The sequence below is a fragment of the Streptomyces sp. NPDC002870 genome (assembly GCF_042888505.1).
Taxonomy (GTDB): Bacteria; Actinomycetota; Actinomycetes; order Streptomycetales; family Streptomycetaceae; genus Streptomyces.
Genome location: NZ_JBIAPW010000013.1, coordinates 1 through 21,480 on the forward strand (window position 1 = coordinate 1; position 21,480 = coordinate 21,480).

Below are 21,480 nucleotides of genomic sequence, written 5' to 3' on the forward strand. Positions count from 1 at the left end.
CGCCGGCCCGCGGGGGCGGCCTGGCCCCCGCCGCCGACAAGGCGGCCGGGTCCGCCCCTGGGGGCCACGGCACCATCGGCGGCGCCCCCCCCCCGGCGGGGGGGGGGCGCGCCTCTCCGTATGTGTACGGCTCAGTCCTCGCCGAGGTAGGCCTTGCGGACCGAGTCGTCGTGGAGCAGATCCTGGCCCGTGCCCGAGAGCACGATATTGCCGATCTCCATGACATGGCCCTGGTCGGCGAGCGACAGCGCGGCCTGGGCGTTCTGCTCGACGAGCAGAATGGTGGTGCCCTGGGCCTTGAGCTCGACGATCGTCGCCATGATCTTCTGCATCATGATCGGGGAGAGACCCATGGAGGGCTCGTCGAGCATGAGCAGCTTGGGCTGGGACATCAGCGCGCGCCCCATGGCGAGCATCTGCTGTTCGCCGCCGGAGAGCGTGCCCGCGGCCTGCTTGCGACGCTCACCCAGGATGGGGAAGAGGTCGTAGGCGCGCTGGATGTCCCTCTCGATTCCGGCCCTGTCGTTGCGGAGGAAGGCTCCGAGCCGCAGGTTGTCCTCGATCGTCATGCGCGGGAAGATGTGCCGCCCCTCGGGGGAGTGGGCGAGTCCGAGCGAGACGATCTGGTGGGCCGGGGTCTTCTTCAGCGACTTGCCGTTGAACTTGATCTGGCCGCCGACAGGCTTGAGAAGGCCTGAGAGGGTGCGCAGCGTGGTCGTCTTGCCGGCGCCGTTGGTGCCGATGAGGGTGACGACCTCGCCGGCTTCGACGCTGAACGAGATGCCCTTGACGGCCTCGATCTTGCCGTAGGCGACGCGCAGGTCCTCGACTTCGAGAAGTGCGGTCATCAGTCGTTCTCCTTGCTGGCGGACTCGGCGGGTCCGGTGGACCGCGCTGCGCCGGTTTCGGCCGCTTCCACTTCGGCCACTTCTTCGTCGCCGGGGGCGCCTTCGAAGGGCTCGCCGAGGTAGGCGGCGATGACGCGCTCGTCGCCCTGGACGGTCTCGCTGTCGCCCTCGACGAGCTTCTCGCCCTGGACGAGAACCGCCACGCGGTCGCACAGGTTGAAGATGAAGCGCATGTCGTGCTCGATGACGAGTACGGCGATGCCCATGTCCCGGATGGCGAAGACGAGTTCTTCGGTGGCCCGGGTCTCCTGCGGGTTCATGCCGGCCGTGGGCTCGTCGAGGAGGAGCAGGCCGGGGTCGCTGGCGAGTGCGCGCGCGATTTCGAGCTTGCGCTGTTCGCCGTAGGGGAGGTTGCGGGCGAGGTGTTCCGCCTTGCCCGCGAGGCCGATGAACTCGAGGAGTTCCATGGCCCGTGCCCGGGACTTGGCTTCGGCCTTGTGGAAGCCGGGGCCGCGCAGGAGGGCGGACCAGAGGCCTTCCTTGGTACGGGTGTGGCGGCCGACGAGCACGTTTTCCAGAACGCTCATGTTGCCGAAGAGGCGGATGTTCTGGAAGGTTCGCGCGACGCCCGCCGCCGTGACCTTGAAGGACTTGGCGGGGAGGACGGTGCCCTTGTAGCGGACCTCGCCCTCTGTGGGGATGTAGAGACCGGTGAGGCAGTTGAAGAAGGTGGTCTTCCCCGCGCCGTTGGGGCCGATGAGGCCGACGATCTCGCCGCTGTTGACGGTGAGGTCGACCGAGCGTACGGCGGTGAGGCCGCCGAACCGCATGGTGACGCCGCGGGCGTCGAGGACCGTCTCGCCGGGCGCCGTGGCCGGGGCGGTGTCCTTCGTGGTGGTGTCGGTGGTCATGGATCAGGCCCCTGTCTTGCTGAGGACTGCGGGCGCTTCCGCGGATTCGTGGAATTCGAGCTGGCGGCGCCGGTTGGGGATGAGTCCCTCGGGCCTAAAGCGCATCAGGAGTACGAGCGCGAGGCCGAAGGCGAGGAGCTGGTAGTCGCCGAGGAACTGCAGCTTGGCCGGGATCAGGTAGAGCAGCGCGGCGCCGACGAGCGGTCCGCTGATGGTGCCCATGCCGCCGAGGACGACCGCGGCCAGCAGGAAGGCCGAGTTCGGCGGGACGACGTGGGCGAACTGGTACTGCTCCGGCGTCACCGTGTAGGTGACGTGGGCCTGGACCGTACCGGCGAGGCCGGCCAGGGTCGCACCGAGAGCGAACGCGATGAGCTTGACCCGGAAGCCGTTGATGCCCATGGCGAGCGCCGCGGTCTCGTCCTCGCGGATCGCGATCCAGGCGCGGCCGATGCGGGAGTCTCCGCTGCGGCGGAAGACCACCACGACGATCAGGGTGATCAGCAGCATCAGGAAGAAGTAGTTCGCGAACCGGCCGATGGTGATGCCGAAGATGCTGTGCTCGAGTCCGAAGTCGAAGCCGAACATCTGCAGGTTCGGGATCGACGAGATGCCGTTGGACCCGTTGGTGATGTCGGGGCCGGAGGTGCCGTCGAGGTTGTTGACGGTGATCCGGAAGATCTCACCGAAGCCGAGCGTCACGATCGCGAGGTAGTCGCCGCGCAGTCGCAGGGTCGGGGCGCCGATGAGGACGCCGAAGACCATGGATGCCGTGGCGCCGACGAGGACCGCCCCCCAGAAGGGGAGGTGGATGTCGAACGGCGAGGACGGCGACCCGGAGACCATGGCCGCGGCGTACGCGCCGACGCCGAGGAAGGCGACGTAACCGAGGTCGAGGAGTCCGGCGAGGCCGACGACGATGTTCAGACCGAGGGCGACGGTCGCGAAGATCAGGATGTAGACGCCGATGGTCGCGTACTGGTCGTCGGACTGGGTGAAGGGGAACGCCGCGGCGGCTGCGAACGCGCCGGCCATCGTCACGTTGCGGTGCTTGGCGGTGATCGCGGACACCCGTCCGACCAGGCCGGACTTGAAGAGGGCGGCGAAACCGAAACCGGCGGTGATGAGGAAGCCGATGAACAGTTCGTCATACTCGGTGCCGATGCCGTACGTGAAGACGATCAGGCCGAAGCTGAGAGCCGCGATGATGATCAGGATCTCGACGTAGGAGGGCAGCTTGCGGGCGGGTGCCGCGGTGCCGGTGGCGTAGGCAGCCTTGGCGATGGTGATGCGGTTGCGCCGGTTGTGCTTGTACCGCTGCCACCAGCTGTCATCCGGGTCCGCCGGGTCGACCTTCGGCCGCTCGAAGGGCAGCGACCGGGCGCCGATGAGGGCGACGAGGCTGACGATGCCCGCGAAGAAGCCGCCGGGCTCCAGGTTGGCGAGGCCGCCGAGCTGCGTGCTGATCGCGATCAGCGTGAACCAGGTGGTTGCGAAGGCGGCGTAGGCGGAGAGCCTGATCGCCGGGTCGGCACCGGCGGGAGCGAGCCACTTCAGGCCCTTGACGCCGTATGAGGAGAGTCCGAACAGGGTGGTCAGGGCGCCCGCGACGAGGACGAGCCACTGGAGTCCGCCGGGGTAGCCGTAGACGGTGAGGTCGCCGGGGAAGGCGGCCGTCCAGGTCCAGGCGAGGAACGCGGAGATGACGGTGAGTGCGCCGCCTCCGGTCGCGACGGCGCGCGCGATGTTCGGCGGGAGGGAAATGCGGCCCGTCTGTGCGCTGTCGGCCGGGGTCCGCGGGGTTTCCGCGGTGGGGGTCTGTGTCGTCATCGGTGTCACGCCCTGTCCGCGACGCGCTCGCCGAGGAGGCCTTGTGGCCTGACGAGGAGCACGACGATGAGAAGTACGAAGGCCCAGACGTCGGCCCAGGACTGGCCGCCGAGCTGCTGCATGCCGGGGATGTCGTTGATGTAGGCCGTTGCCATGGTTTCGGCGATGCCCAGGGCGAGACCGCCCAGCATGGCGCCGTAGATGTTGCCGATGCCGCCGAGGACGGCTGCGGTGAACGCCTTGAGGCCGAGGATGAAGCCCATGCGGAAGTTCACTTCGCCGTACTTGAGGCCGTACGCGACGGCTCCGACGGCGGCGAACGCCGCGCCGAGGGCGAACGCGACCACGATGATGCGGTCGGTGTTGATGCCCATGAGCTTGGCCGTGTCCGGGTCCTGGGCGGTGGCCTGCATACCGCGTCCGGTCCGGGTCTTCATGACGAAGAAAGCGAGGATCGCCATGCAGATGGGGGCGGCGATCAGCAGGAAGATGTCACCGGTCTGGATGGTGACGCTGCCCAGGTGGAAGGGGCCGCCTGAGATTTCGGGGAAGGTGCGGGAGGACTTCGCCTCGGGGTACCAGGCCCACACCGCCTGCTGAAGGGCGAGGGAGAGGCCGATGGCGGTGATGAGTGGTGCGAGGCGTGGTGCGGTGCGCAGCGGCCGGTACGCGAAGCGTTCCGCGCCGACCGCGATGGTGGTGGCGACGATGATCGCGCCGATGAGCATGAGTGGCAGGGCCAGCCACATGGTGGTGCCGGTGGGAAGGATGAGCCAGACCGTGAGGGCCCCGAACCCGCCGGTCATGAAGATCTCGCCATGGGCGAAGTTGATGAGCTGGACAATGCCATAAACCATCGTGTAGCCGATGGCGACGAGCCCGTACATGGATCCCAGTAGCAGGCCGTTGACCAGCTGTTGCGGCAGTTCGTGCACCGCAGGTCCTCCGAGTCTTTCGACGGATGTGACACCGCGCGGGGCGCATGGTCTTGCGGCGCCCCGCGCGGCAGGTGAGGTGTTACGGAGTGAGGATCAGCCGGCGAACGTGCCCGACTTGACGGCCTTCCAGGCAGTTCCCTCGTACTTGTAGACCGTGAGCTGCTTGTTGGTGGCGTCGCCGTACTCGTCGAAGGCGACCTTGCCGGTCACACCGTCGAAGGAGACACCCTGCAGGGCCTCGACGACCTTGGCGCGGGCGTCGGAGGGAAGCTTGCCGTCGTTGCCCTCGACGACCTTCTTCACAGCCTCGATGATCGACCAGGCGGAGTCGTACGAGTAGCCGCCGTAGGCCTCGTAGGCCTCCTTGTAGCCGCCGGCCTTGTAGTTGGCCACGAAGTCCTTGGCCGAGGGGAGCGTCTCCACCGGCGCACCGACGGAGGTGGCGAGGTCACCCACGCCCTCCTTGCCGGAGAGCTTGATGAAGTCGGCGCTGTAGATGCCGTCGCCGCCGACGAGCGGGATCGCGGCACCGGACTTCTTGATCTGCTTGCTGAGCGGGCCCGCGACCGGGTACTCGCCGCCGTAGTAGACGACGTCGGCCTTGGAGCTCTTGATCTGGGTGACGACGGCCGCGAAGTCCTTGGTGTCAGGGTTCACGTGCTCGGTGCCGGCGACCTTGCCGCCGAGCTTCTCGAACTCCGCCTTGAAGGTGGCGGCGAGACCGGCGCCGTACGTCTTCTTGTCATCGATGATGAAGACGTTCTTCTTCTTGGCGTCGTTGAAGAGGTACTGCGCTGCGAACGGGCCCTGGATGGCGTCCGTGGTCGCGGTGCGGAAGTAGGACTTGTACGGACGGGCCTTCTCGCCGCTGTTCCACTTCGGTCCCTGGGTGAGGGCCGGGTTGGTGTTGGCGGGCGAGACCTGGGCGAGCTTGGCGTCGTCGAAGACCTTCTGCATGGACTCGGCAACGGACGAGTTCAGCGGGCCGACGACACCGAGGACGTCCTTGTTGGCGACGAACTTGGTGGCGTTCTGCTGTCCGGAGGACGGCTGCGCCTGGTCGTCGTAGGCCTCCACCTTGAAGGTGACGCCGTCGACGAACTTCTTGGCGTTGGCCTGCTTGGCCGCGAGGTCGACGGAGTTCTTGATGCCGAGGCCCAGCGCGGAGAGCTCACCGGTCAGCGGGGCATCGATGCCGATGACGACCGTGGTGCCACCGCCGCCCTCGGCCCCGCTATTGCTGTCGTCGCGCGAGCCACAGGCGGTGAGCGCAAGGGCTCCCGCGGCGAGCGTAGCCGTCATGGCTAGTAGCGAACGTTGACGCACGATCAGTCCTTTCACCTGGCACGGCCGTCCCCCACGGGACGTACCGAGTCGAGCGCTGGAACCGAACTGAAGGTAATCCGGTGGCGCGGTGACTGGCGGTGACTCTAAGCGCGGTATTGGGGGAGGTGGAGTGGTCTGGCCAAGGATGTGACGCTCTTGTTATGCCACGGCGTAATGCATAGCGGACTTTCGTGGGGGGAAACGGGGAATTCCGGCCGGTTCGTCTTGTCCACATACTGAGAACGTGCAGGACCGTTCGGCGGTTTGAGTCCTGACGTCCGATCTTGGTGGCACGCAGTGCCAACAGTTCTGGCCAGGCCTCTGGCGTACCGCTCGCCCAGAATGTAACTGTGTTCCTGCATTGCGCGCGCATTACGCAGTGTTACGTCGAGGAAGGGGAGTCCGGCATTCCGTGCCACTTTTCCGCATTCGGACACATGGACCATGATGAGCACTTTGCGTGGCTTTTCACTACTCACAGTGAACGGCGCCGCCGGAGTGGTGGAGACCCACAGACCTGCGGAGTTCTGCGTGATCCGCTCGACCGTGACCGGTGGTCCCGAGACGGTGGTGACCGTGACGGTGAACTCGAACGAGTCACGTCCGGCGACCTGCCGGGCGGGTGCTTCGTAGGCGACGGCGACCGCCTGTGCCGGCCATGGCGTCGGGGGAGGCGGGGGAGGCGTCGGCCGGGTCAGACAGAGGTACGACACGCCTGTGGCGATGACGGCCACGGATGCGGCGGCGATGACCATGGAGCGATGCCGCCCGGCGAAGTCGCCCGCCCGGCTCTGCCAGGGGCCGGCCGGGTGGGGGGCGTCGGCGTCGCCCGGCGCGTAGGTGCCCTCGCCCGGCTCCACCGGGCCGACTCCGCTCATTGCCAGGGGCCCCCGGTCGGACTTCCGCTGCGGTGGCGCTCCGCGCAGCGGACCGCGGCCAGGGTGTCGATCAACTTCCGTGCGGCGGCGGCCCCTTGGCGCTTCTGCTCGGCGCGGGCGGCGGCCGTCACGTCCAGCAGAATCTCGTTCTGCCCGCCGGACAGGCCCATGGCCTGGTAGTCGAGGCCGGCCTGCCCGCCGCCGTCGAGGACGACCCGCGCCCAGTGGGAGATCAGCCGCTCGCACAGTTCCCGCGGTGGGGTGGTGCGCGAAGCCGGCGATGCGGAGTGGGTGGGACTGCCCCCGCAGCCGGTGAGGACGGCCAGGAGTGCGACGGAAGCGCACACCGCGGAGTGCCTTGCTCGGCGTGGTGGTCCTGGCCCCATGCCGCGACGCTAGCGGGGGGTGCCGGGAGAGGGCAATGGTGTGCCGGGTGCCGCCGGACGCGCGGTCCGGCGGCACCCACCCGGGGAGGCTGCGCGGGCTACGGCAGCTTGGCGAAGGGGGAGAGGAACGCGCGGGCGCCGGGGGTGTCCAGGCGGTAGGAGACATTCGTGGCGTAGCACGGGCCGTCGCCCGTGATGGTGGTGGCGACCAGGGTGCGCTTGCCGTCCAGGGTGGCGAAGTTGGGGCCGCCGGAGTCGCCGTAGCAGGCCCCGCCGTTGCCCTGGGGCGCGGTCATGGCCAGTCGCACCCAGGCGTTGTTGAGTGCGTCGAAGGTGACCGGGGCCTTCATCCGGACGCCGCCGCCGGGGTGGGTGTGGCCGCCGGGGCCGCGTGCGGCCTCCTGGGTTCCGTACCCCGCGACGAAGAACGAGGTGTCGTGCAGTCCTTGCGGGCCCAGCGCGTTGAGTGCTCCGGCCTTGGGGAGAGTGGCCGGGGTGAAGGTCCAGCGGGCCTTGACCTGGGCGGCGGGCAGCTCGATGACGGATATGTCGTGGTTGTCCGAAGCGGGGCCCGGGTAGTCGGGGTGGCTGTGGGCGCTGCCTTGGACCGCGACGGCCCTCGCCACGGCCGCCGGGTCGCCGGGGTGTTCGGCGGCGGCCTTGTCGAGGCCGGCCTGCACGTCCTGGTCGAGGGAGACGTAGAACTTCACGTTCGCCGGCCAGTCGGTGGTGCAGTGCGCGGCGGTCAGGAAGGTGTCCGCGTCGATCATGGTGCCGGAGCAGACCCAGTCGACCCGGTCGGGGGTGGCGGGGTTGTCGTCGTTGTCCCAGGTGGCGACGAGGGCGCCGACCTCGGTGCGCTCCGGCGCGGGCGTGGCGTTGTACGAGTTGATCGCTGAGGACGGCAGTGCCGCGCTGAGGACGAGTGCGCAGGCTGCCGCGGTGGCGGCACTCAGGCGTACGGGAACGGCAGTCAAGGGGAGACCCTTCGAGTCACGGGACGGGGGTTCTCCTGTGGGGTGGTCGACAGTGAAGCGCGCGTGTGGGGCGTGCGGCAAGAGTGCCGGGATTCTTTGGCTGTTGCTTGACTGATTCCTGTGACCAAGGGGAAGTCGGCATGGATTTGCGGTCCGGTGCCGGTGTGGGGCGCCGGACCGCTGTGCCGGTCAGCCCGTCGTGCCGTCCGGGTTCACGTCCCGCAGCAGACAGGTCAGTCGCGCCGTGCAGACCCGCTTGTCCTGCTCGTCGGTGATGACGATCTCGTACGTCGCCGTGGTGCGACCACGGTGCACCGGTGTAGCGACGCCGGTGACCAGGCCGGAGCGGACGCCGCGGTGGTGCGTGCAGTTGAGATCCACACCGACGGCGATCTTGGTGACCCCGCCGTGCAGCATCGAGCCGATCGAGCCGAGGGTCTCGGCGAGCACGGCGGACGCGCCACCGTGCAGCAGTCCGTACGGCTGGGTGTTGCCCTCGACCGGCATCGTGCCGACGACCCGGTCCGCCGCTGCCTCGACGATCTCGACGCCCATGCGGTTGCCCAGATGTCCGGCGGAGAAGAGCGCGGGCAGATCAACCCCGAGCGCGGCGTATTCGTCGATGACCTCTTGAGGGAACTTGACGGTTCTCTGCTCGCCCATGCGGCCCGGCTCCGATCTCAGTACGTCGCGTGCGGTGTGCACCGTCTTATCAGATGCCTGAGCGAACGCTTAGCCCGGTGGTCTCATTCCCGGTGCTCGAACCGGACGATCACGGACTTACTGACCGGGGTGTTGCTGACGTCGGCGGTGGAGTCCAGCGGGACCAGCACATTGGTCTCCGGGTAGTACGCGGCGGCGCAGCCCCGGGCGGTGGGGTAGTGCACCACGCGGAAACCGGCGGCCCGGCGCTCCACGCCGTCCTTCCACTCGCTGACCAGATCGGTGTACGAGCCGTCCGCCAGGCCCAGTTCACGCGCGTCTTCGGGGTGCACCAGGACGACCCGGCGGCCGCCCTTGATGCCGCGGTAGCGGTCGTCGAGACCGTAGATCGTGGTGTTGTACTGGTCGTGCGAGCGCAGCGTCTGCAACAGCAGCCGGCCCGCCGGAACCTTCGGGAACTCGACCGGCGCCGCGGTGAAATTGGCCTTGCCGGTGGCGGTGGGGAAGCGCCGCTCGTCGCGCGGGGCATGCGGGAGCGTGAAGCCGCCGGGGCGGGCGATCTTCGCGTTGAAGTCCTCGAAACCGGGCACCACGCGCGCGATGCGGTCGCGGATGGTCCCGTAGTCCTTCTCGAAGTCCTCCCAGGGCGTCAGCGAGCCGGGGCCGAGCACCGCGCGCGCCAGCCGGGCCACGATCGCCGGTTCGGACAGCAGATGCGGGCTCGCCGGTTTCAGATTGCCTCGGGAGGCGTGCACCATTCCCATCGAGTCCTCGACGGTCACCACCTGCCTGCCGCCCGCCTGTACGTCCTTGTCGGTGCGGCCGAGGGTGGGCAGGATCAGCGCCCGGGCGCCGGTCACGGCGTGCGAGCGGTTCAGCTTGGTCGACACATGGACGGTGAGCCGGGCCCGGCGCATCGCCGCCTCTGTGACCTCGGTGTCGGGGGTGGCGGCCACGAAGTTGCCGCCCATGGCGAAGAAGACCTTCGCCTCGCCGTCGCGCAGCGCCTTGATGGACCGTACGACGTCGAAGCCGTGGTGACGCGGCGGCGCGAAGCCGAACTCCTTCTCCAGCGCGTCCAGGAAGGCGGGGGAGGGCCGCTCGAAGATGCCCATGGTGCGGTCGCCCTGGACGTTGGAGTGCCCGCGCACCGGACAGACGCCGGCGCCGGGGCGGCCGATGTTGCCGCGCAGCAGCAGGAAGTTGACCACCTCACGGATGGTCGGCACGGCGTGCTTGTGCTGGGTCAGTCCCATCGCCCAGCAGACGATGGTGCGCTTCGAGGCGAGGATCATGGCGAGGGCTCGCTCGATGGCGGCACGGTCGAGCCCGGTCGCGGCGAGCGTCTCGTCCCAGTCGGCCCCTCTGGCCGCGGCCGCGAACTCCTCGTACCCATGCGTGTGTTCGCGTACGAACTCCTCGTCGACCGCGCCCGCAGTCTCAAGGATCAGCTTGTTCAGCAGCCGGAACAGGGCCTGGTCGCCGCCGATGCGGATCTGCAGGAACAGGTCGTTGAGCGCGACGCCCTTGATCATGCCGCGCGGCGTCTGCGGATTCTTGAACCGCTCCATGCCCGCCTCGGGCAGCGGATTCACCGAAATGATCTTCGCGCCCGCGTTCTTGGCCTTCTCCAGAGCGCTGAGCATCCGGGGGTGGTTGGTGCCCGGGTTCTGCCCGGCGACGATGATCAGGTCCGCCTGGTGGAGATCCTCCAGCGAGACGCTGCCCTTGCCGATGCCGATCGTCTCGGTGAGCGCCGATCCGGAGGACTCATGGCACATGTTGGAGCAGTCGGGGAGATTGTTGGTGCCGAATTCGCGGGCGAAGAGCTGGAGCAGGAAGGCGGCTTCGTTGCTGGTGCGGCCCGAGGTGTAGAAGAGCGCCTCGTCGGGGGAGGCCAGCGCCGTGAGCTCCTCCGCGATGATCGCGAAGGCGCGCTCCCAGGTCACCGCCTCGTACCGGTCGCCACCCTGCGGCAGATACACAGGCTGCGTGATCCGGCCCTGCTGCCCCAGCCAGTAGCCACTGCGTGAGGCGAGGTCCGTGAGGGGGTGCGCGGCGAAGAAGTCGGGTGTGACGCGGCGCAGCGTCGCCTCCTCGGCGACGGCTTTGGCGCCGTTCTCGCAGAACTCCGCGGTGTGCCGCTTGTCGCCCTCCGGCCAGGCGCAGCCCGGACAGTCGAAGCCGTCCTTCTGGTTGACCCTGAGGAGCGCCTGCGCGCTGCGGACCACGCCCATCTGCTGCTGGGCGACGCGCAGTGTGTGCCCGATGGCGGGGAGCCCCGCGGCCGCGTGCTGCGGGTCCGCGACCTGCGGCGCGTCCTGGACCGGATCGCCTGTCGGCGGCTTGCTGGCCATCGCGCTCTCCCTCGAGCCTGCTTCTGCGGTACGTCTTCGATCCTGCCACGGTTCCGGTCATGGACGGCAATGACCGCGGGTCGGGATTGTCAGTGGTACGTGGCAGGATCGTGTGCGTGGCTGAGACGGCATCGAAGAAGATCGCAGACAACCGACCGCGCCTGCTCCTCATGGACGGGCACTCCCTGGCGTACCGGGCGTTCTTCGCGCTGCCCGCGGAGAATTTCACGACCGCGACCGGTCAGCCGACCAACGCGATCTACGGCTTCGCCTCGATGCTGGCGAACACGCTGCGCGACGAGTCGCCCACGCATTTCGCGGTGGCGTTCGACGTGTCCCGCAAGACGTGGCGCTCGCAGGAGTTCCCGGAGTACAAGGCGAACCGCTCCAAGACCCCTGACGAGTTCAAGGGTCAGGTCGAGCTGATCGGGGAACTGCTCGACGCGATGCACGCCGACCGCTTCGCGATCGACGGCTTCGAGGCGGACGACGTGATCGCCACCCTGGCCACGCAGGCCGAGGCGGCCGGCTTCGAAGTGCTGATCGTCACCGGCGACCGCGACTCCTTCCAGCTGGTCTCCGAGCATGTGACCGTGCTGTACCCGACCAAGGGCGTCTCGGAGCTCACCCGCTTCACCCCGGAGAAGGTCTTCGAGAAGTACGGACTCTCGCCGCAGCAGTACCCCGACTTCGCGGCGCTGCGCGGCGACCCGTCGGACAACCTCCCGGGCATTCCCGGCGTCGGCGAGAAGACGGCCGCGAAGTGGATCAACCAATTCGGTTCGTTCGCCGATCTGGTCGAGCGTGCGGAGGAGGTCAAGGGCAAGGCCGGGCAGAACCTCCGCGAGCATCTGGAAGCTGTCAAGCTCAACCGCCACCTCACGCAGCTGGTGCACGACGTCGAGCTGCCCAAGGCCCCGCAGGACCTGGAGCGCGTTCCGTACGACCGGGCCGCCGTCAAGGGCGTGCTGGACGTGCTGGAGATCCGCAACCCGAGCCTGCGTGAGCGCCTCCTCGCCGTCGACCCGGGCGCCGAGGCCGAGGAGCCCGTCGCCCCGGCTGCCGGCGTCGAGCTGGACGGCGCGGTCCTGGGCTCCGGCGAGCTCGCGCCGTGGCTGGCGGAGCACGGCACGCAGCCACTCGGCGTGGCCACCGTCGACACCTGGGCACTGGGCACCGGCAATGTCACCGAGATCGCGCTCGCCGCGGCCTCCGGAGCGGCCGCCTGGTTCGACACCACCCAGCTCGACGAGTCCGACGAGCGGGCCTTCGCCGCCTGGATCGCGGACGCCGGCCGGCCCAAGGTCATGCACAACGCCAAGGGCGCGATGCGGGTCTTCCCCGAGCACGGCTGGAGCGTCGACGGCGTCACCATGGACACCGCCCTCGCCGCCTACCTCGTCAAGCCGGGACGCCGTTCCTTCGCACTGGACGCACTCGCCATCGAGTACCTGGGCCGTGAGCTCGCCCCCGCCCCGGCCGACGGCCAGCTCGCCTTCGGCACGGACGAACAGGCCGAGGCGGAAGCCCTGATGGCGCAGGCCCGCGCGGTCCTCGACCTCGGCGAGGCCTTCACCGAGCGGCTGCGCGAGGTCGGCGCGGCCGAGCTGCTGGACGACGTCGAGCTGCCCACCTCCGCCCTGCTGGCCCGCATGGAACGGCACGGCATCGCCGCCGACCGCCCTCATCTGGAGGCCATGGAGCAGCAGTTCGCGGGCGCCGTGCAGCAGGCCGTGAAGGAGGCGCACGCCGCCGTCGGGCACGAGTTCAACCTCGGCTCGCCCAAGCAGCTTCAGGAAGTCTTCTTCGGCGAGCTGAACCTCCCCAAGACCAAGAAGACCAAGACCGGTTACACCACGGACGCGGACGCGCTGGCCTGGCTGGCGGCCCAGACCGAGCACGAGCTGCCGGTGATCATGCTGCGCCACCGCGAGCAGGCCCGTCTGCGGTCCACGGTCGAGGGCCTGATCAAGACGGTCGCGGCCGACGGCCGGATCCACACCAGTTTCAGCCAGATCGTGGCGGCGACCGGCCGGCTCTCCTCCACCGACCCGAACCTCCAGAATGTGCCGGTGCGCACCGACGAAGGCCGGGCGATCCGCCGCGGCTTCGTCGTCGGCGAGGGCTTCGAGTCGCTGATGACCGCCGACTACAGCCAGATCGAGCTGCGCGTGATGGCGCATCTGTCCGAGGACGAGGGTCTGATCGAGGCCTTCACTTCCGGGGAGGACCTGCACACCACCGTCGCCTCCCAGGTGTTCGGTGTGGCGAAGTCCGCGGTCGACGCGGAGATGCGCCGCAAGATCAAGGCCATGTCGTACGGACTGGCCTACGGCCTCTCGGCGTTCGGCCTCTCCCAGCAGCTGAACATCGAGGCGGCCGAGGCGCGCGGCCTGATGGACACCTACTTCGAGCGGTTCGGCGGCGTCCGGGACTATCTGCGGCGCGCCGTCGACGAGGCCAGGGCCACCGGCTACACCGAGACGATGCTCGGTCGCCGCCGCTATCTGCCCGACCTGAACAGCGACAACCGCCAGCGCCGCGAGACGGCCGAGCGAATGGCGCTCAACGCCCCGATCCAGGGCACCGCCGCGGACATCGTCAAGGTCGCCATGCTCCATGTCGACCGTGCGCTGACGAAGGCGAAGCTCTCCTCCCGGCTGCTGCTCCAGGTGCACGACGAAATCGTCCTGGAGATCGCTCCGGGCGAGCGCGACCGGGTCGAGTCGCTGGTGCGCAAGGAGATGGCCGCGGCCGTGTCGCTGCGCGCGCCGCTGGACGTCTCGGTGGGTGTGGGCACGGACTGGGAGTCCGCGGCGCACTGACCACCCCCGGGGGCGCTGCCCCCGGACCCCCGCGCCCCAAACTCCCCCAGACTTCGTCCGGGGGGACCCACGAGGCTGAATGTGCGGCTGGGCCGCACATTCAGCCCGTCCGGCGGGGGACAGACCCGCCGCAGGCGCAGCCCGACCGACCCGCCCTCAGACCCGCTCCACCGCGCGCCCCCGCAGCCGCATCCCCGCCCCGTACCCCACAAGGCCCACCGCGAGCCCCGCGCCCGCCCCGAAGCAGGCCGTCGGGATGATGTCGAGGGGCGAGTTCGCCCACCCGTAGTACGCGTACCAGCGCGCACACCGCTGTACGACGCCGAGCAGCACGCACACCGCCAGCAGCGATCCGGCGAGCCACCGCCCCCGCCCGTCCAGCACCGGCACCGACGGGGGCGCGGCGACCGCGGGCTGTCGGCGCAGCGCCGACACCGTGAACCACACCAGCGCCACCATGGCCAGCGCCGAAGTGCCGTACTGTGCATACGAATACACCGGCAGCCCCGCCGCCGTCTCATTGAGCACCGGCAGCAACTCCGTGCCCCACCGGTCGTGGTGGGTGAAGGCGTCCCACACGACATGCGTGCTCGCGCCGATGACCGCAGAGACATAGAACCGGAGCGCGAGCGCCAGAGGCCGGTCCGCGCGCGGCCCACGCCCTCGTACGAAGGCGTGAACACGCCCCTGCCAGGTGGTGGGCAGCAGAGCCAGCAACGGCTCACGCACCATCAGCCACACCGCTGCCAGCACCGCTGTGATCGCCACATCGACGGTCAGCACCCCGAGAGGGGTGTGGGTGACGTTGCCGAACTCCATCGCGCCCGGAATGGCGTTGGCCGCGAAGTACGTCATGTCGGGGGCGAACGAGCCCATCACGAGCGCCGAGGCGAGCAGCGGACCGCGCGCCACCCCGTCCCTGCGGATTCCCGGCAGCACCGCGGCGGCATGGCTCAGCGTGAACGGCATGGTCGTCCCCCTGGTGACCGTTGTTGATCAATGGCGCCCAGTATGCGTGATGTTCCGACTCCGGATTCCTGGGCGACCTGGAGATGGCGGACTGGTGAAAAGCGGTCAGGGGCCGGTGTTCCGCGGCGTGGAGTTGCCGTAGGGTCACCTGAGGCCTCGCGCTGGGGAGCGCGGGCAGCCGCCGATGGGGAGGGAACAGACGTATGGCAGCGCAATTCGGCCGCCGACTGCGCAGGGGAGCGACCACGGCCGCTGTGGCCGCGGCCGCTGTGGCCGCACTCTCCGCCTCACAGGCGCCCGGCATCACGCATGCCACCACGGGCGACAGTCAGGGGGCTTCGGACGCCACCCCGCCCTCCGGCACCCCGGTCACCGGCAACTCCCCGTATTACACGGACCTTCCACCGCTGAACACCCCGAACAAACCGGGCACTTCGATCGATCTGCCCGCGACGGGCACGACGGAAGCGGGCATACCCGCAACCGTCCTCGCGGCGTACAAGCAGGCTGAGCGGACCATCGCCGGCTCGGACCCCGGCTGCCATGTCCCGTGGCAACTGCTCGCCGCGATCGGCAAGGTGGAGTCCGGCCAGGCGCGCGGCGGCCGCGTGGACGCCGAGGGGACCACGCTCTCGCCGATCCTCGGCCCGGTCCTCAACGGCGTCGGTTTCGCGAACATTTCGGACACCGACAACGGTGCGTACGACAGCGACTCGACGCACGACCGCGCGGTCGGCCCGATGCAGTTCATCCCGTCCACCTGGGAGACGTGGGGTCAGGACGCCAACGGCGACGGCCGCCGGGACCCCAACAACATCTACGACGCCGCACTCGCCGCCGGACGCTATCTCTGCGCCGACGGCCGCGACCTGGCGGTCAAGTCCGACCTCGACCGGGCGATCCTCGGCTACAACCACTCGCGGGAGTACCTGCGTACGGTTCTGTCCTGGTTCGAGTACTACAAGCGCGGCACGCACGAGGTCCCGGACGGCACCGGTGTGCTGCCGATCTCCAACGGGCCCGACGGCTCCGGGGCCGGCTCCGGCTCCGGACCGAGCCACCCGCCCACCCCCGCGCCGGGCGCCGGCACTCCCAGCCAGCAGCCCAGCACCCCGCAGCCCGGCGGCACCCCGACGCCCACGCCCCCGTCGACGCCCACGCCTCCGCCGACACCTCCGGCGTCGCCCGTCAGCGGCATCGAGAACGCGGGCACTGGCGAGCTGACCGCTATGGCCGGCCGCGAGTTCACCACGCGTGCCACCGTGCGTGTGAAGAACGCCGCCGGGCGGCCCGTCGCGCAGCAGGCCGTCCGGTTCCAGATCGTCGGCGACACCGAGGCCCGCTTCACCGGCGACAAGGCGAGCGTGGTCCTCTACACCGGTGCGGACGGAACGGTCACCGCGCCCGCTCTCCAGGCGGGGGAGAAGGCCGGCGCATTCACCGTCCGGGCCACCGTGGTTCTCGTCAACCGCACGCTGCCGCCCGTGAACTTCGCAGCGACCGTCACCCCCCGCGCCGCCGATGTGATCGCCCGGACCGACGACAAGGTCCTGACGGCCGCCCCCGGCGCGGAGTTCGCGGACATCGTCGAGGTCAAGGCCACCTACAAGGGAGCCGTCGCCTCGGGCGTCGCCGTCACCGCCACCATGATCAAGTCCGCTGAGGACCCGGCCGTGAACGACAAGGGCCCCTACTTCAAGGATGCCGACGGCAAGACGATCCGCACGCTCACGGAGCTGAAGACCGACGCCAACGGCGTGCTGAAGCTCCCGAAGATCTACGCGGACGACCAGACCGGCACCTTCCTGCTCCGCCTCACCACGCCGGGCGGCGGAAGCGTGAACATCGAGCTGAAGGTCGCCGCCCCAGCCGCCTGACACGTACCAGCGATTCCCGCACCGCCCCTCCGCCGCCGTCGGCAGAGGGGCGGTGCAACGTGTTCTCATCTCGCGGCTCCATTGCTACGGTGCCTCCGCCCTGACACCGCATCAGGTCCACATCGGATCCGAGCCCACCGGGAGGCCGAGCATGCGCGCCCTCGTCGCCGCCGCCATCGGGCTGGCCGCCGCCCTCGCCCTCGTCCTCACCATCACCGCGATCGGTGCGCCGCCCGGCGAGACATCCCCCAAGCCGCTGCTGACCACCGTCCCCGGCCCCAAGAAGTAGGAGGGCCGCACCATGCGCCGCCGCGCGAGCCTCGTACTCCTCGCCTTCGCCGTCTTCTTCGCCGCGCTCTCCCCGCTGCTGCGCTGGTACGCCTTCCCACGGCTCGCGAAGATCCCGCCCGGCCAGTACCAGGAGATGGTGCTGGAGGCGAAGCCCGCCATCCTCCTCGACTACGGCTCGCTCACGGCGAAGGAGGTCGAGAAGGTCACCATCGTGCAGACCCTCAAGGGCAATGTGGAGGAGTCCGAGAAGATCGAGCGCAGCGCGGGCAGAGACGTCGTCGTCTGGGACGGGCTCTCCTACGTCCAGGGCCCCGACGGCAAGATGGTCTCGCAGATCCCCGAGCGGTACATCTTCGACGCCCACAGTCAGGCGCCCGTGCACGCGACCGGCGAGATGGTGGACGGCGACGCCGTACGGCGCGAGGGCATCGAATTCAAGTGGCCGTTCCTCACCGAGAAGCGGGACTACGAGTACTTCGACGCCCAGGCCCGTACGTCCGCGCCCATCCACTACAAGGGGACGCAGAAGTTCCGCGGGCTCGACGTCTACTACTTCGAGCAGACCATCCCGTGGACCAAGGTGCCGTACCCGAAGAAGATGCCCATCCCCGGGATCGACGCGACGACGCTGGAGAAGCAGACGGGAACCACCCGCTGGTACACGACCAAGCGGATGTTCTGGGTCGACCCGGTCACCGGCGCCCCCGTCAACGGCGAGGAGATCCACAAGGAAGAGCTGCGCGGCGGTACGCTGCTGGGCGGCCGGGACAAGGTCACCGCGTTCGCCGGGCATGTGAAGATGCGCCCCGACTACATCGACTCGACCGTCGAACTGGTCAAGTCCCAGCGGCAGTTGGTGCTGCTGATGACCTCGTACCTGCCCTGGGGCCTCCTCGCGGGCGGTGGCACGCTGCTGGCGCTAGCGCTGGTCCTGGAGGCGCGCAGCCGCAGGCCGCGGACGCCTACGGCGGAACGCGAGCCGGAGCCCGTTCCCGCCTGACGGCCGGCCACGTCAGCCTCCGGATTGCCTCCCGAGGCGCGCCTTGGTGTGCCGGGTCGGCTCCGCCGTCGAAGGATCCTCGGGCCAGGGGTGCTTGGGGTACCGGCCGCGCAGTTCCGCCCGTACGGAGCGGTATCCGTCCTTCCAGAAGGACGCCAGGTCCGCGGTGACGGCGGCGGGCCGTCCGGCGGGCGAGAGCAGATGCACCAGCACCGGCACGCCCGCGACCGTGGGCGTCTCCCGCAGCCCGAACAACTCCTGGAGCTTCACCGCCAGGACGGGCTGCGCCCCGCCGTACTCCACCCGGATCCGCGAGCCGCTCGGCACCTCGATCCGCTCCGGCGCCAGCTCGTCGAGACGGGCCGCGTCCCCGCCGGCCCAGGGCAGCAGCCGCTGGAGAGCCTGCCCGGCCTGGACGCGCCCGAGATCGGCCCGCCGCCGGGCCCGGGCCAGCTCCGGCTCCAGCCACTCGTCGGTACGGTCCAGCAGCGCGGCGTCCGACACATCGGGCCAGGGCGCGCCCAGTTCCCGGTGCAGAAAGGCGAGCCGCTCGCGCAGGCCCTCCGACTCGCGCGTCCAGCGCAGCAGCCCGAGGCCCTCGCGCCGCAGCCCGTCCAGCAGAGCTTCGCGTACGAGAGCGGGATCCGGGTCCTTGAGAGCGCGTACGAACAGCTCCACCGCCCCCAGTCGCTCCACCTCCCGTGCGACGACGTCGCCGTTCTCCCAGTGGACCTCCTGGCCTGTGACGAGCAGATGCGCGGCGGCGCTGCGGGCGCTCTCCTCGTCGATGACGGCGGCCAGCCGCACCCGCGCGGAGGCCGCGTGCGCGGGACGGTCCGCGACGGCGACGGCCAGCCAGGGCGCGCTGCGCAGCCCCGATCCGGCGAGGAGCTCGCCGCCGGTCCCGGAGGCCATCAAGAACGCGCCTTCGCCACGGGCTTTGGCCACGCGCTCGGGGAAGGCGAGGGCGGTGACGATCCCGGCGGCGACGTCGTCGGAGAGCGGGTTTTTCCCCAGGGGGGAAATCTCCGCACCGTCCGCCGCGGCTGACAGCCGGCGTGCCTCCTGGCGCCAGCGCGTGGCGTACGCGTCGCCGCCCCGCCGCGCCGAGCGCCACGCCGCCGCCAGGTCGTCCCCGTACTCCCGCGGCGGCTCCTCACTGAGCAGCGCCACCACCTCGGCGGCCCGGCGCGCGCCCACCTCGTGCGCGCCGTCCAGCAGCGCCCGCGCCAGCCGTGGATGCACGCCCAACCGGGCCATCCGTATGCCCCGTTCGGTCGCCCGGCCCGCCGCGTCCACCGCGCCGACCGCGGACAGCACCGAGCGCGCCGCGGCCAGCGCACCGGCCGGGGGCGGGTCCAGCAGCGCGAGGCCCGAGGCCGCCGGATCGCCCCAGCAAGCCGCCTGCAGGGCGAACGCCGTCAGGTCGGCGACCTTGATCTCGGGCGACGGGAACCGCACCAGCCTGGCGTCCTCCGCCTCGGACCAGCAGCGGTAGACAGTGCCGGGAGCCTCCCGGCCGGCTCGTCCCGCCCGCTGCCGCGCCGCCGCCTGCGAAGCTCGCACCGTGGTCAGCGCGCTCAGACCTCGCGCATGGTCGGTGCGAGGCTCGCGCGCGAGCCCCGCGTCCACGACGACCCGTACGCCCGGCACGGTCAGCGACGACTCGGCGACCGACGTCGCGAGCACGACCCGGCGCCCCGAGCCCCCGGACAGCACCGCGTCCTGCACCGCCGCGGGCGCCCGCCCGTGGACCTGGAGCACCTCCGCCTCCGCATTCCCCAACTGGCCCGCCACCCGGGCGATTTCACCGACCCCGGGCAGAAAACACAGCACGTCACCGGCGTGAGCGGCCAGAGCCCTTCGAACCACACCGGCCACATGGGTCAACAGCGCCGGATCGACCCGCATCCCGTGCGGCGGCCGCACCGGCCGCGCGGGAGGGGCCCACACCACCTCCACCGGATGCGCCACGCCATGCGCCTGAACCACGGGCGCATCGCCGAGCAGCCGCGCCCAGCCCTCCGCGTCCGTGGTCGCCGAGGCCGCCACCAGCCGCAGCTCGGGGCGGAGCGTGGCGCGTACATCCAGCAGAAAGGCGGCCACCGTGTCCGCGTCCAGATGCCGCTCATGGCACTCGTCGAGGATCACCACATCGACCCCGGACAGCTCCTGATCGCGCTGCAGCCGCTGAAGCAGCACACCGGTGGTCACCACCTCCACCACCGTCCCGCGCCCCACCACGCGCTCCCCGCGCACCGTGAAGCCGACCTTGCCGCCGACCTTCTCGCCCAGCATCCACGCCATCCGCCTGGCCGCGGCCCGCGCCGCGATCCGGCGCGGCTCGGCGACCACGACGCGTGCGCCGCGCTCGGCGAGGACCAGTGGCACGAGGGTGGTCTTGCCGGTTCCGGGCGGCGCGCACAGCACGGCGCACCCGTGCTCGTCCAGCGCCCGCTCCAGGGCGGGCAGGGCGGAGCGTACGGGCAGACTGCCGAGGGCTTCGTCGCGGATCACCGCCCCAGTCTCGCAAGAGTCCTGAGGCAGTCCCGAACAAGTCCTGAGACCGAACAAGCCCTGAGGCCGACGCCGCCTCAGTCGCGCTCGCAGACGAAGATCGCTGTGCCCGGGATCAGATTCCCGCGCAGCGGGGACCAGCCGCCCCACTCCTGGGCGTTCCAGGCGGGCCACTCGGGCTCGACGAGATCCACCAGCCGAAAGCCCCCGGCCACCACGTCCCGTACGCGGTCGCCGATCGTCCGGTGGTGCTCCACGTACACCGCACGACCCGCCTCGTCCTGCTCGACGTAGGGGGTGCGGTCGAAGTACGAGGCGGCCACAGAAAGGCCCTCGGGGCCCGGCTCGTCGGGAAACGCCCAGCGGATCGGGTGGGTGACCGAGAAGACCCACCGCCCGCCCGGCCGCAGCACACGCCGCACCTCTCGGAAGACATTGACCGGGTCCGCGACGAACGGCACCGCCCCGTACGCCGAGCACGCGATGTCGAAGGAGCCGTCCAGGAAGGGCAGCGCCCCCGCGTCCGCCTCGACCAGCGGGACGTCATCGCCGATCCGCAGCGCGTGCTGGAGCTGCCGGTGGGAGAGGTCCAGGGCCACCGGGCGCGCGCCCTGCGCGGCCAGCCAGCGCGAACACTGCGCGGCGCCGGCGCCGATCTCGAGGACGTCGAGCCCCTTCAGCGAACCGGCCGGACCCAGCAGCCCGGCCTCCGCCTCGTCGAGGCCTTCTGGTCCCCATACAAAGCGGTCGTCGCCAAGGAACGCGCCGTGTTCGGTCTGGTACTCATCGGCGTTCCGGTCCCACCAGCCGCGGCTGGCGCGGCTGCTCTCCGAGTCGCCGGCGTTACGGCGGGTGGCTTCCGGTTCGAAATCTTGGAACATCGTCAC

General features: G+C 70.1%; 16 protein-coding genes. 4 read left to right on the forward strand and 12 right to left on the reverse strand.

Annotated elements, in window-relative coordinates; genetic code table 11:
• Window positions 1-131: 131 nt before the first annotated feature.
• The 9 genes from ACFYWY_RS17990 to ACFYWY_RS18030 form a co-directional block, all read right to left on the reverse strand.
• Window positions 132-848, reverse strand: coding sequence for an ABC transporter ATP-binding protein (locus ACFYWY_RS17990; protein WP_389186976.1), 717 nt, complete (start codon window positions 846-848; stop codon window positions 132-134).
• Window positions 848-1,759: an ABC transporter ATP-binding protein gene (locus ACFYWY_RS17995; RefSeq protein WP_389186979.1), complete on the reverse strand. Its 912-nt coding sequence runs from the start codon at window positions 1,757-1,759 to the stop codon at window positions 848-850. The genes ACFYWY_RS17990 and ACFYWY_RS17995 overlap by 1 nt, the downstream gene beginning before the upstream one ends.
• Window positions 1,760-1,762: 3 nt before the next feature.
• Window positions 1,763-3,589: a branched-chain amino acid ABC transporter permease gene (locus tag ACFYWY_RS18000; protein WP_389186982.1), complete on the reverse strand. Its 1,827-nt coding sequence runs from the start codon at window positions 3,587-3,589 to the stop codon at window positions 1,763-1,765.
• Window positions 3,590-3,594: 5 nt separating this feature from the next.
• Window positions 3,595-4,524, reverse strand: a complete 930-nt coding sequence (locus ACFYWY_RS18005) for a branched-chain amino acid ABC transporter permease (RefSeq protein WP_389186985.1) — start codon at window positions 4,522-4,524, stop codon at window positions 3,595-3,597.
• A 96-nt stretch (window positions 4,525-4,620) separates the two neighbouring features.
• Window positions 4,621-5,853 carry a branched-chain amino acid ABC transporter substrate-binding protein gene (locus tag ACFYWY_RS18010; protein WP_389186988.1) on the reverse strand — a complete coding sequence of 411 codons (1,233 nt, stop codon included), beginning with the start codon at window positions 5,851-5,853 and terminating at the stop codon, window positions 4,621-4,623.
• 874 nt (window positions 5,854-6,727) lie between these two features.
• Window positions 6,728-7,078 carry a hypothetical protein gene (locus ACFYWY_RS18015; RefSeq protein ID WP_389186991.1) on the reverse strand — a complete coding sequence of 117 codons (351 nt, stop codon included), beginning with the start codon at window positions 7,076-7,078 and terminating at the stop codon, window positions 6,728-6,730.
• A gap of 137 nt (window positions 7,079-7,215) precedes the next feature.
• Window positions 7,216-8,094: a trypsin-like serine protease gene (locus ACFYWY_RS18020; RefSeq protein ID WP_389186994.1), complete on the reverse strand. Its 879-nt coding sequence runs from the start codon at window positions 8,092-8,094 to the stop codon at window positions 7,216-7,218.
• Between the two features lie 189 nt (window positions 8,095-8,283).
• Window positions 8,284-8,757, reverse strand: coding sequence for a PaaI family thioesterase (locus ACFYWY_RS18025; protein WP_389186997.1), 474 nt, complete (start codon window positions 8,755-8,757; stop codon window positions 8,284-8,286).
• An 83-nt stretch (window positions 8,758-8,840) separates the two neighbouring features.
• Window positions 8,841-11,114, reverse strand: coding sequence for an FdhF/YdeP family oxidoreductase (locus ACFYWY_RS18030; protein ID WP_389186999.1), 2,274 nt, complete (start codon window positions 11,112-11,114; stop codon window positions 8,841-8,843).
• Between the two features lie 116 nt (window positions 11,115-11,230).
• Here ACFYWY_RS18030 and polA point away from each other — a divergent pair, with 116 nt between their 5' ends.
• Window positions 11,231-13,939, forward strand: a complete 2,709-nt coding sequence (gene polA, locus ACFYWY_RS18035) for a DNA polymerase I (protein WP_389187002.1) — start codon at window positions 11,231-11,233, stop codon at window positions 13,937-13,939.
• A gap of 156 nt (window positions 13,940-14,095) precedes the next feature.
• Here polA and ACFYWY_RS18040 read toward each other — a convergent pair whose 3' ends face one another.
• Window positions 14,096-14,908, reverse strand: a complete 813-nt coding sequence (locus ACFYWY_RS18040; RefSeq protein ID WP_389187005.1) for a DUF4184 family protein — start codon at window positions 14,906-14,908, stop codon at window positions 14,096-14,098.
• 203 nt (window positions 14,909-15,111) lie between these two features.
• On the opposite strand from ACFYWY_RS18040, the gene ACFYWY_RS18045 reads away from it, so the two are divergent.
• The 3 genes from ACFYWY_RS18045 (at window position 15,112) to ACFYWY_RS18055 (ending at window position 18,076) form a co-directional block, all read left to right on the forward strand.
• The gene (locus ACFYWY_RS18045; RefSeq protein WP_389187008.1) at window positions 15,112-16,785 is read left to right on the forward strand and encodes a lytic murein transglycosylase; all 1,674 of its coding nucleotides are present in this window, start codon (window positions 15,112-15,114) and stop codon (window positions 16,783-16,785) included.
• Window positions 16,786-16,936: 151 nt separating this feature from the next.
• Entirely contained in the window at window positions 16,937-17,074 is a 138-nt protein-coding gene (locus ACFYWY_RS18050) for an SPW_0924 family protein (protein WP_360873925.1), read from the forward strand.
• 12 nt (window positions 17,075-17,086) lie between these two features.
• The gene (locus ACFYWY_RS18055) at window positions 17,087-18,076 is read left to right on the forward strand and encodes a DUF3068 domain-containing protein (protein ID WP_389187012.1); all 990 of its coding nucleotides are present in this window, start codon (window positions 17,087-17,089) and stop codon (window positions 18,074-18,076) included.
• Window positions 18,077-18,088: 12 nt separating this feature from the next.
• Here ACFYWY_RS18055 and hrpB read toward each other — a convergent pair whose 3' ends face one another.
• Both hrpB and ACFYWY_RS18065 read right to left on the reverse strand, forming a co-directional pair.
• Complete coding sequence (gene hrpB / locus ACFYWY_RS18060) at window positions 18,089-20,593, reverse strand: ATP-dependent helicase HrpB (protein WP_389187015.1); 2,505 nt, start codon at window positions 20,591-20,593, stop codon at window positions 18,089-18,091.
• Window positions 20,594-20,670: 77 nt separating this feature from the next.
• Window positions 20,671-21,474, reverse strand: a complete 804-nt coding sequence (locus tag ACFYWY_RS18065; protein WP_389187473.1) for a class I SAM-dependent methyltransferase — start codon at window positions 21,472-21,474, stop codon at window positions 20,671-20,673.
• Between the last annotated feature and the right edge of the window lie 6 nt (window positions 21,475-21,480).

What these genes read in the sequence shown, in the direction of transcription:
- ACFYWY_RS18065 (WP_389187473.1), bottom strand. Translation starts at nt 21,474, where the DNA reads ATGTTCCAAGATTTCGAACCGGAAGCCACCCGCCGTAACGCCGGCGAC.
- ACFYWY_RS17990 (WP_389186976.1), bottom strand. Translation starts at nt 848, where the DNA reads ATGACCGCACTTCTCGAAGTCGAGGACCTGCGCGTCGCCTACGGCAAG.
- ACFYWY_RS18055 (WP_389187012.1), top strand. Translation starts at nt 17,087, where the DNA reads ATGCGCCGCCGCGCGAGCCTCGTACTCCTCGCCTTCGCCGTCTTCTTC.
- ACFYWY_RS18025 (WP_389186997.1), bottom strand. Translation starts at nt 8,757, where the DNA reads ATGGGCGAGCAGAGAACCGTCAAGTTCCCTCAAGAGGTCATCGACGAA.
- ACFYWY_RS18030 (WP_389186999.1), bottom strand. Translation starts at nt 11,114, where the DNA reads ATGGCCAGCAAGCCGCCGACAGGCGATCCGGTCCAGGACGCGCCGCAG.
- ACFYWY_RS17995 (WP_389186979.1), bottom strand. Translation starts at nt 1,759, where the DNA reads ATGACCACCGACACCACCACGAAGGACACCGCCCCGGCCACGGCGCCC.
- ACFYWY_RS18045 (WP_389187008.1), top strand. Translation starts at nt 15,112, where the DNA reads ATGGCAGCGCAATTCGGCCGCCGACTGCGCAGGGGAGCGACCACGGCC.
- ACFYWY_RS18040 (WP_389187005.1), bottom strand. Translation starts at nt 14,908, where the DNA reads ATGCCGTTCACGCTGAGCCATGCCGCCGCGGTGCTGCCGGGAATCCGC.
- ACFYWY_RS18000 (WP_389186982.1), bottom strand. Translation starts at nt 3,589, where the DNA reads ATGACGACACAGACCCCCACCGCGGAAACCCCGCGGACCCCGGCCGAC.
- ACFYWY_RS18050 (WP_360873925.1), top strand. Translation starts at nt 16,937, where the DNA reads ATGCGCGCCCTCGTCGCCGCCGCCATCGGGCTGGCCGCCGCCCTCGCC.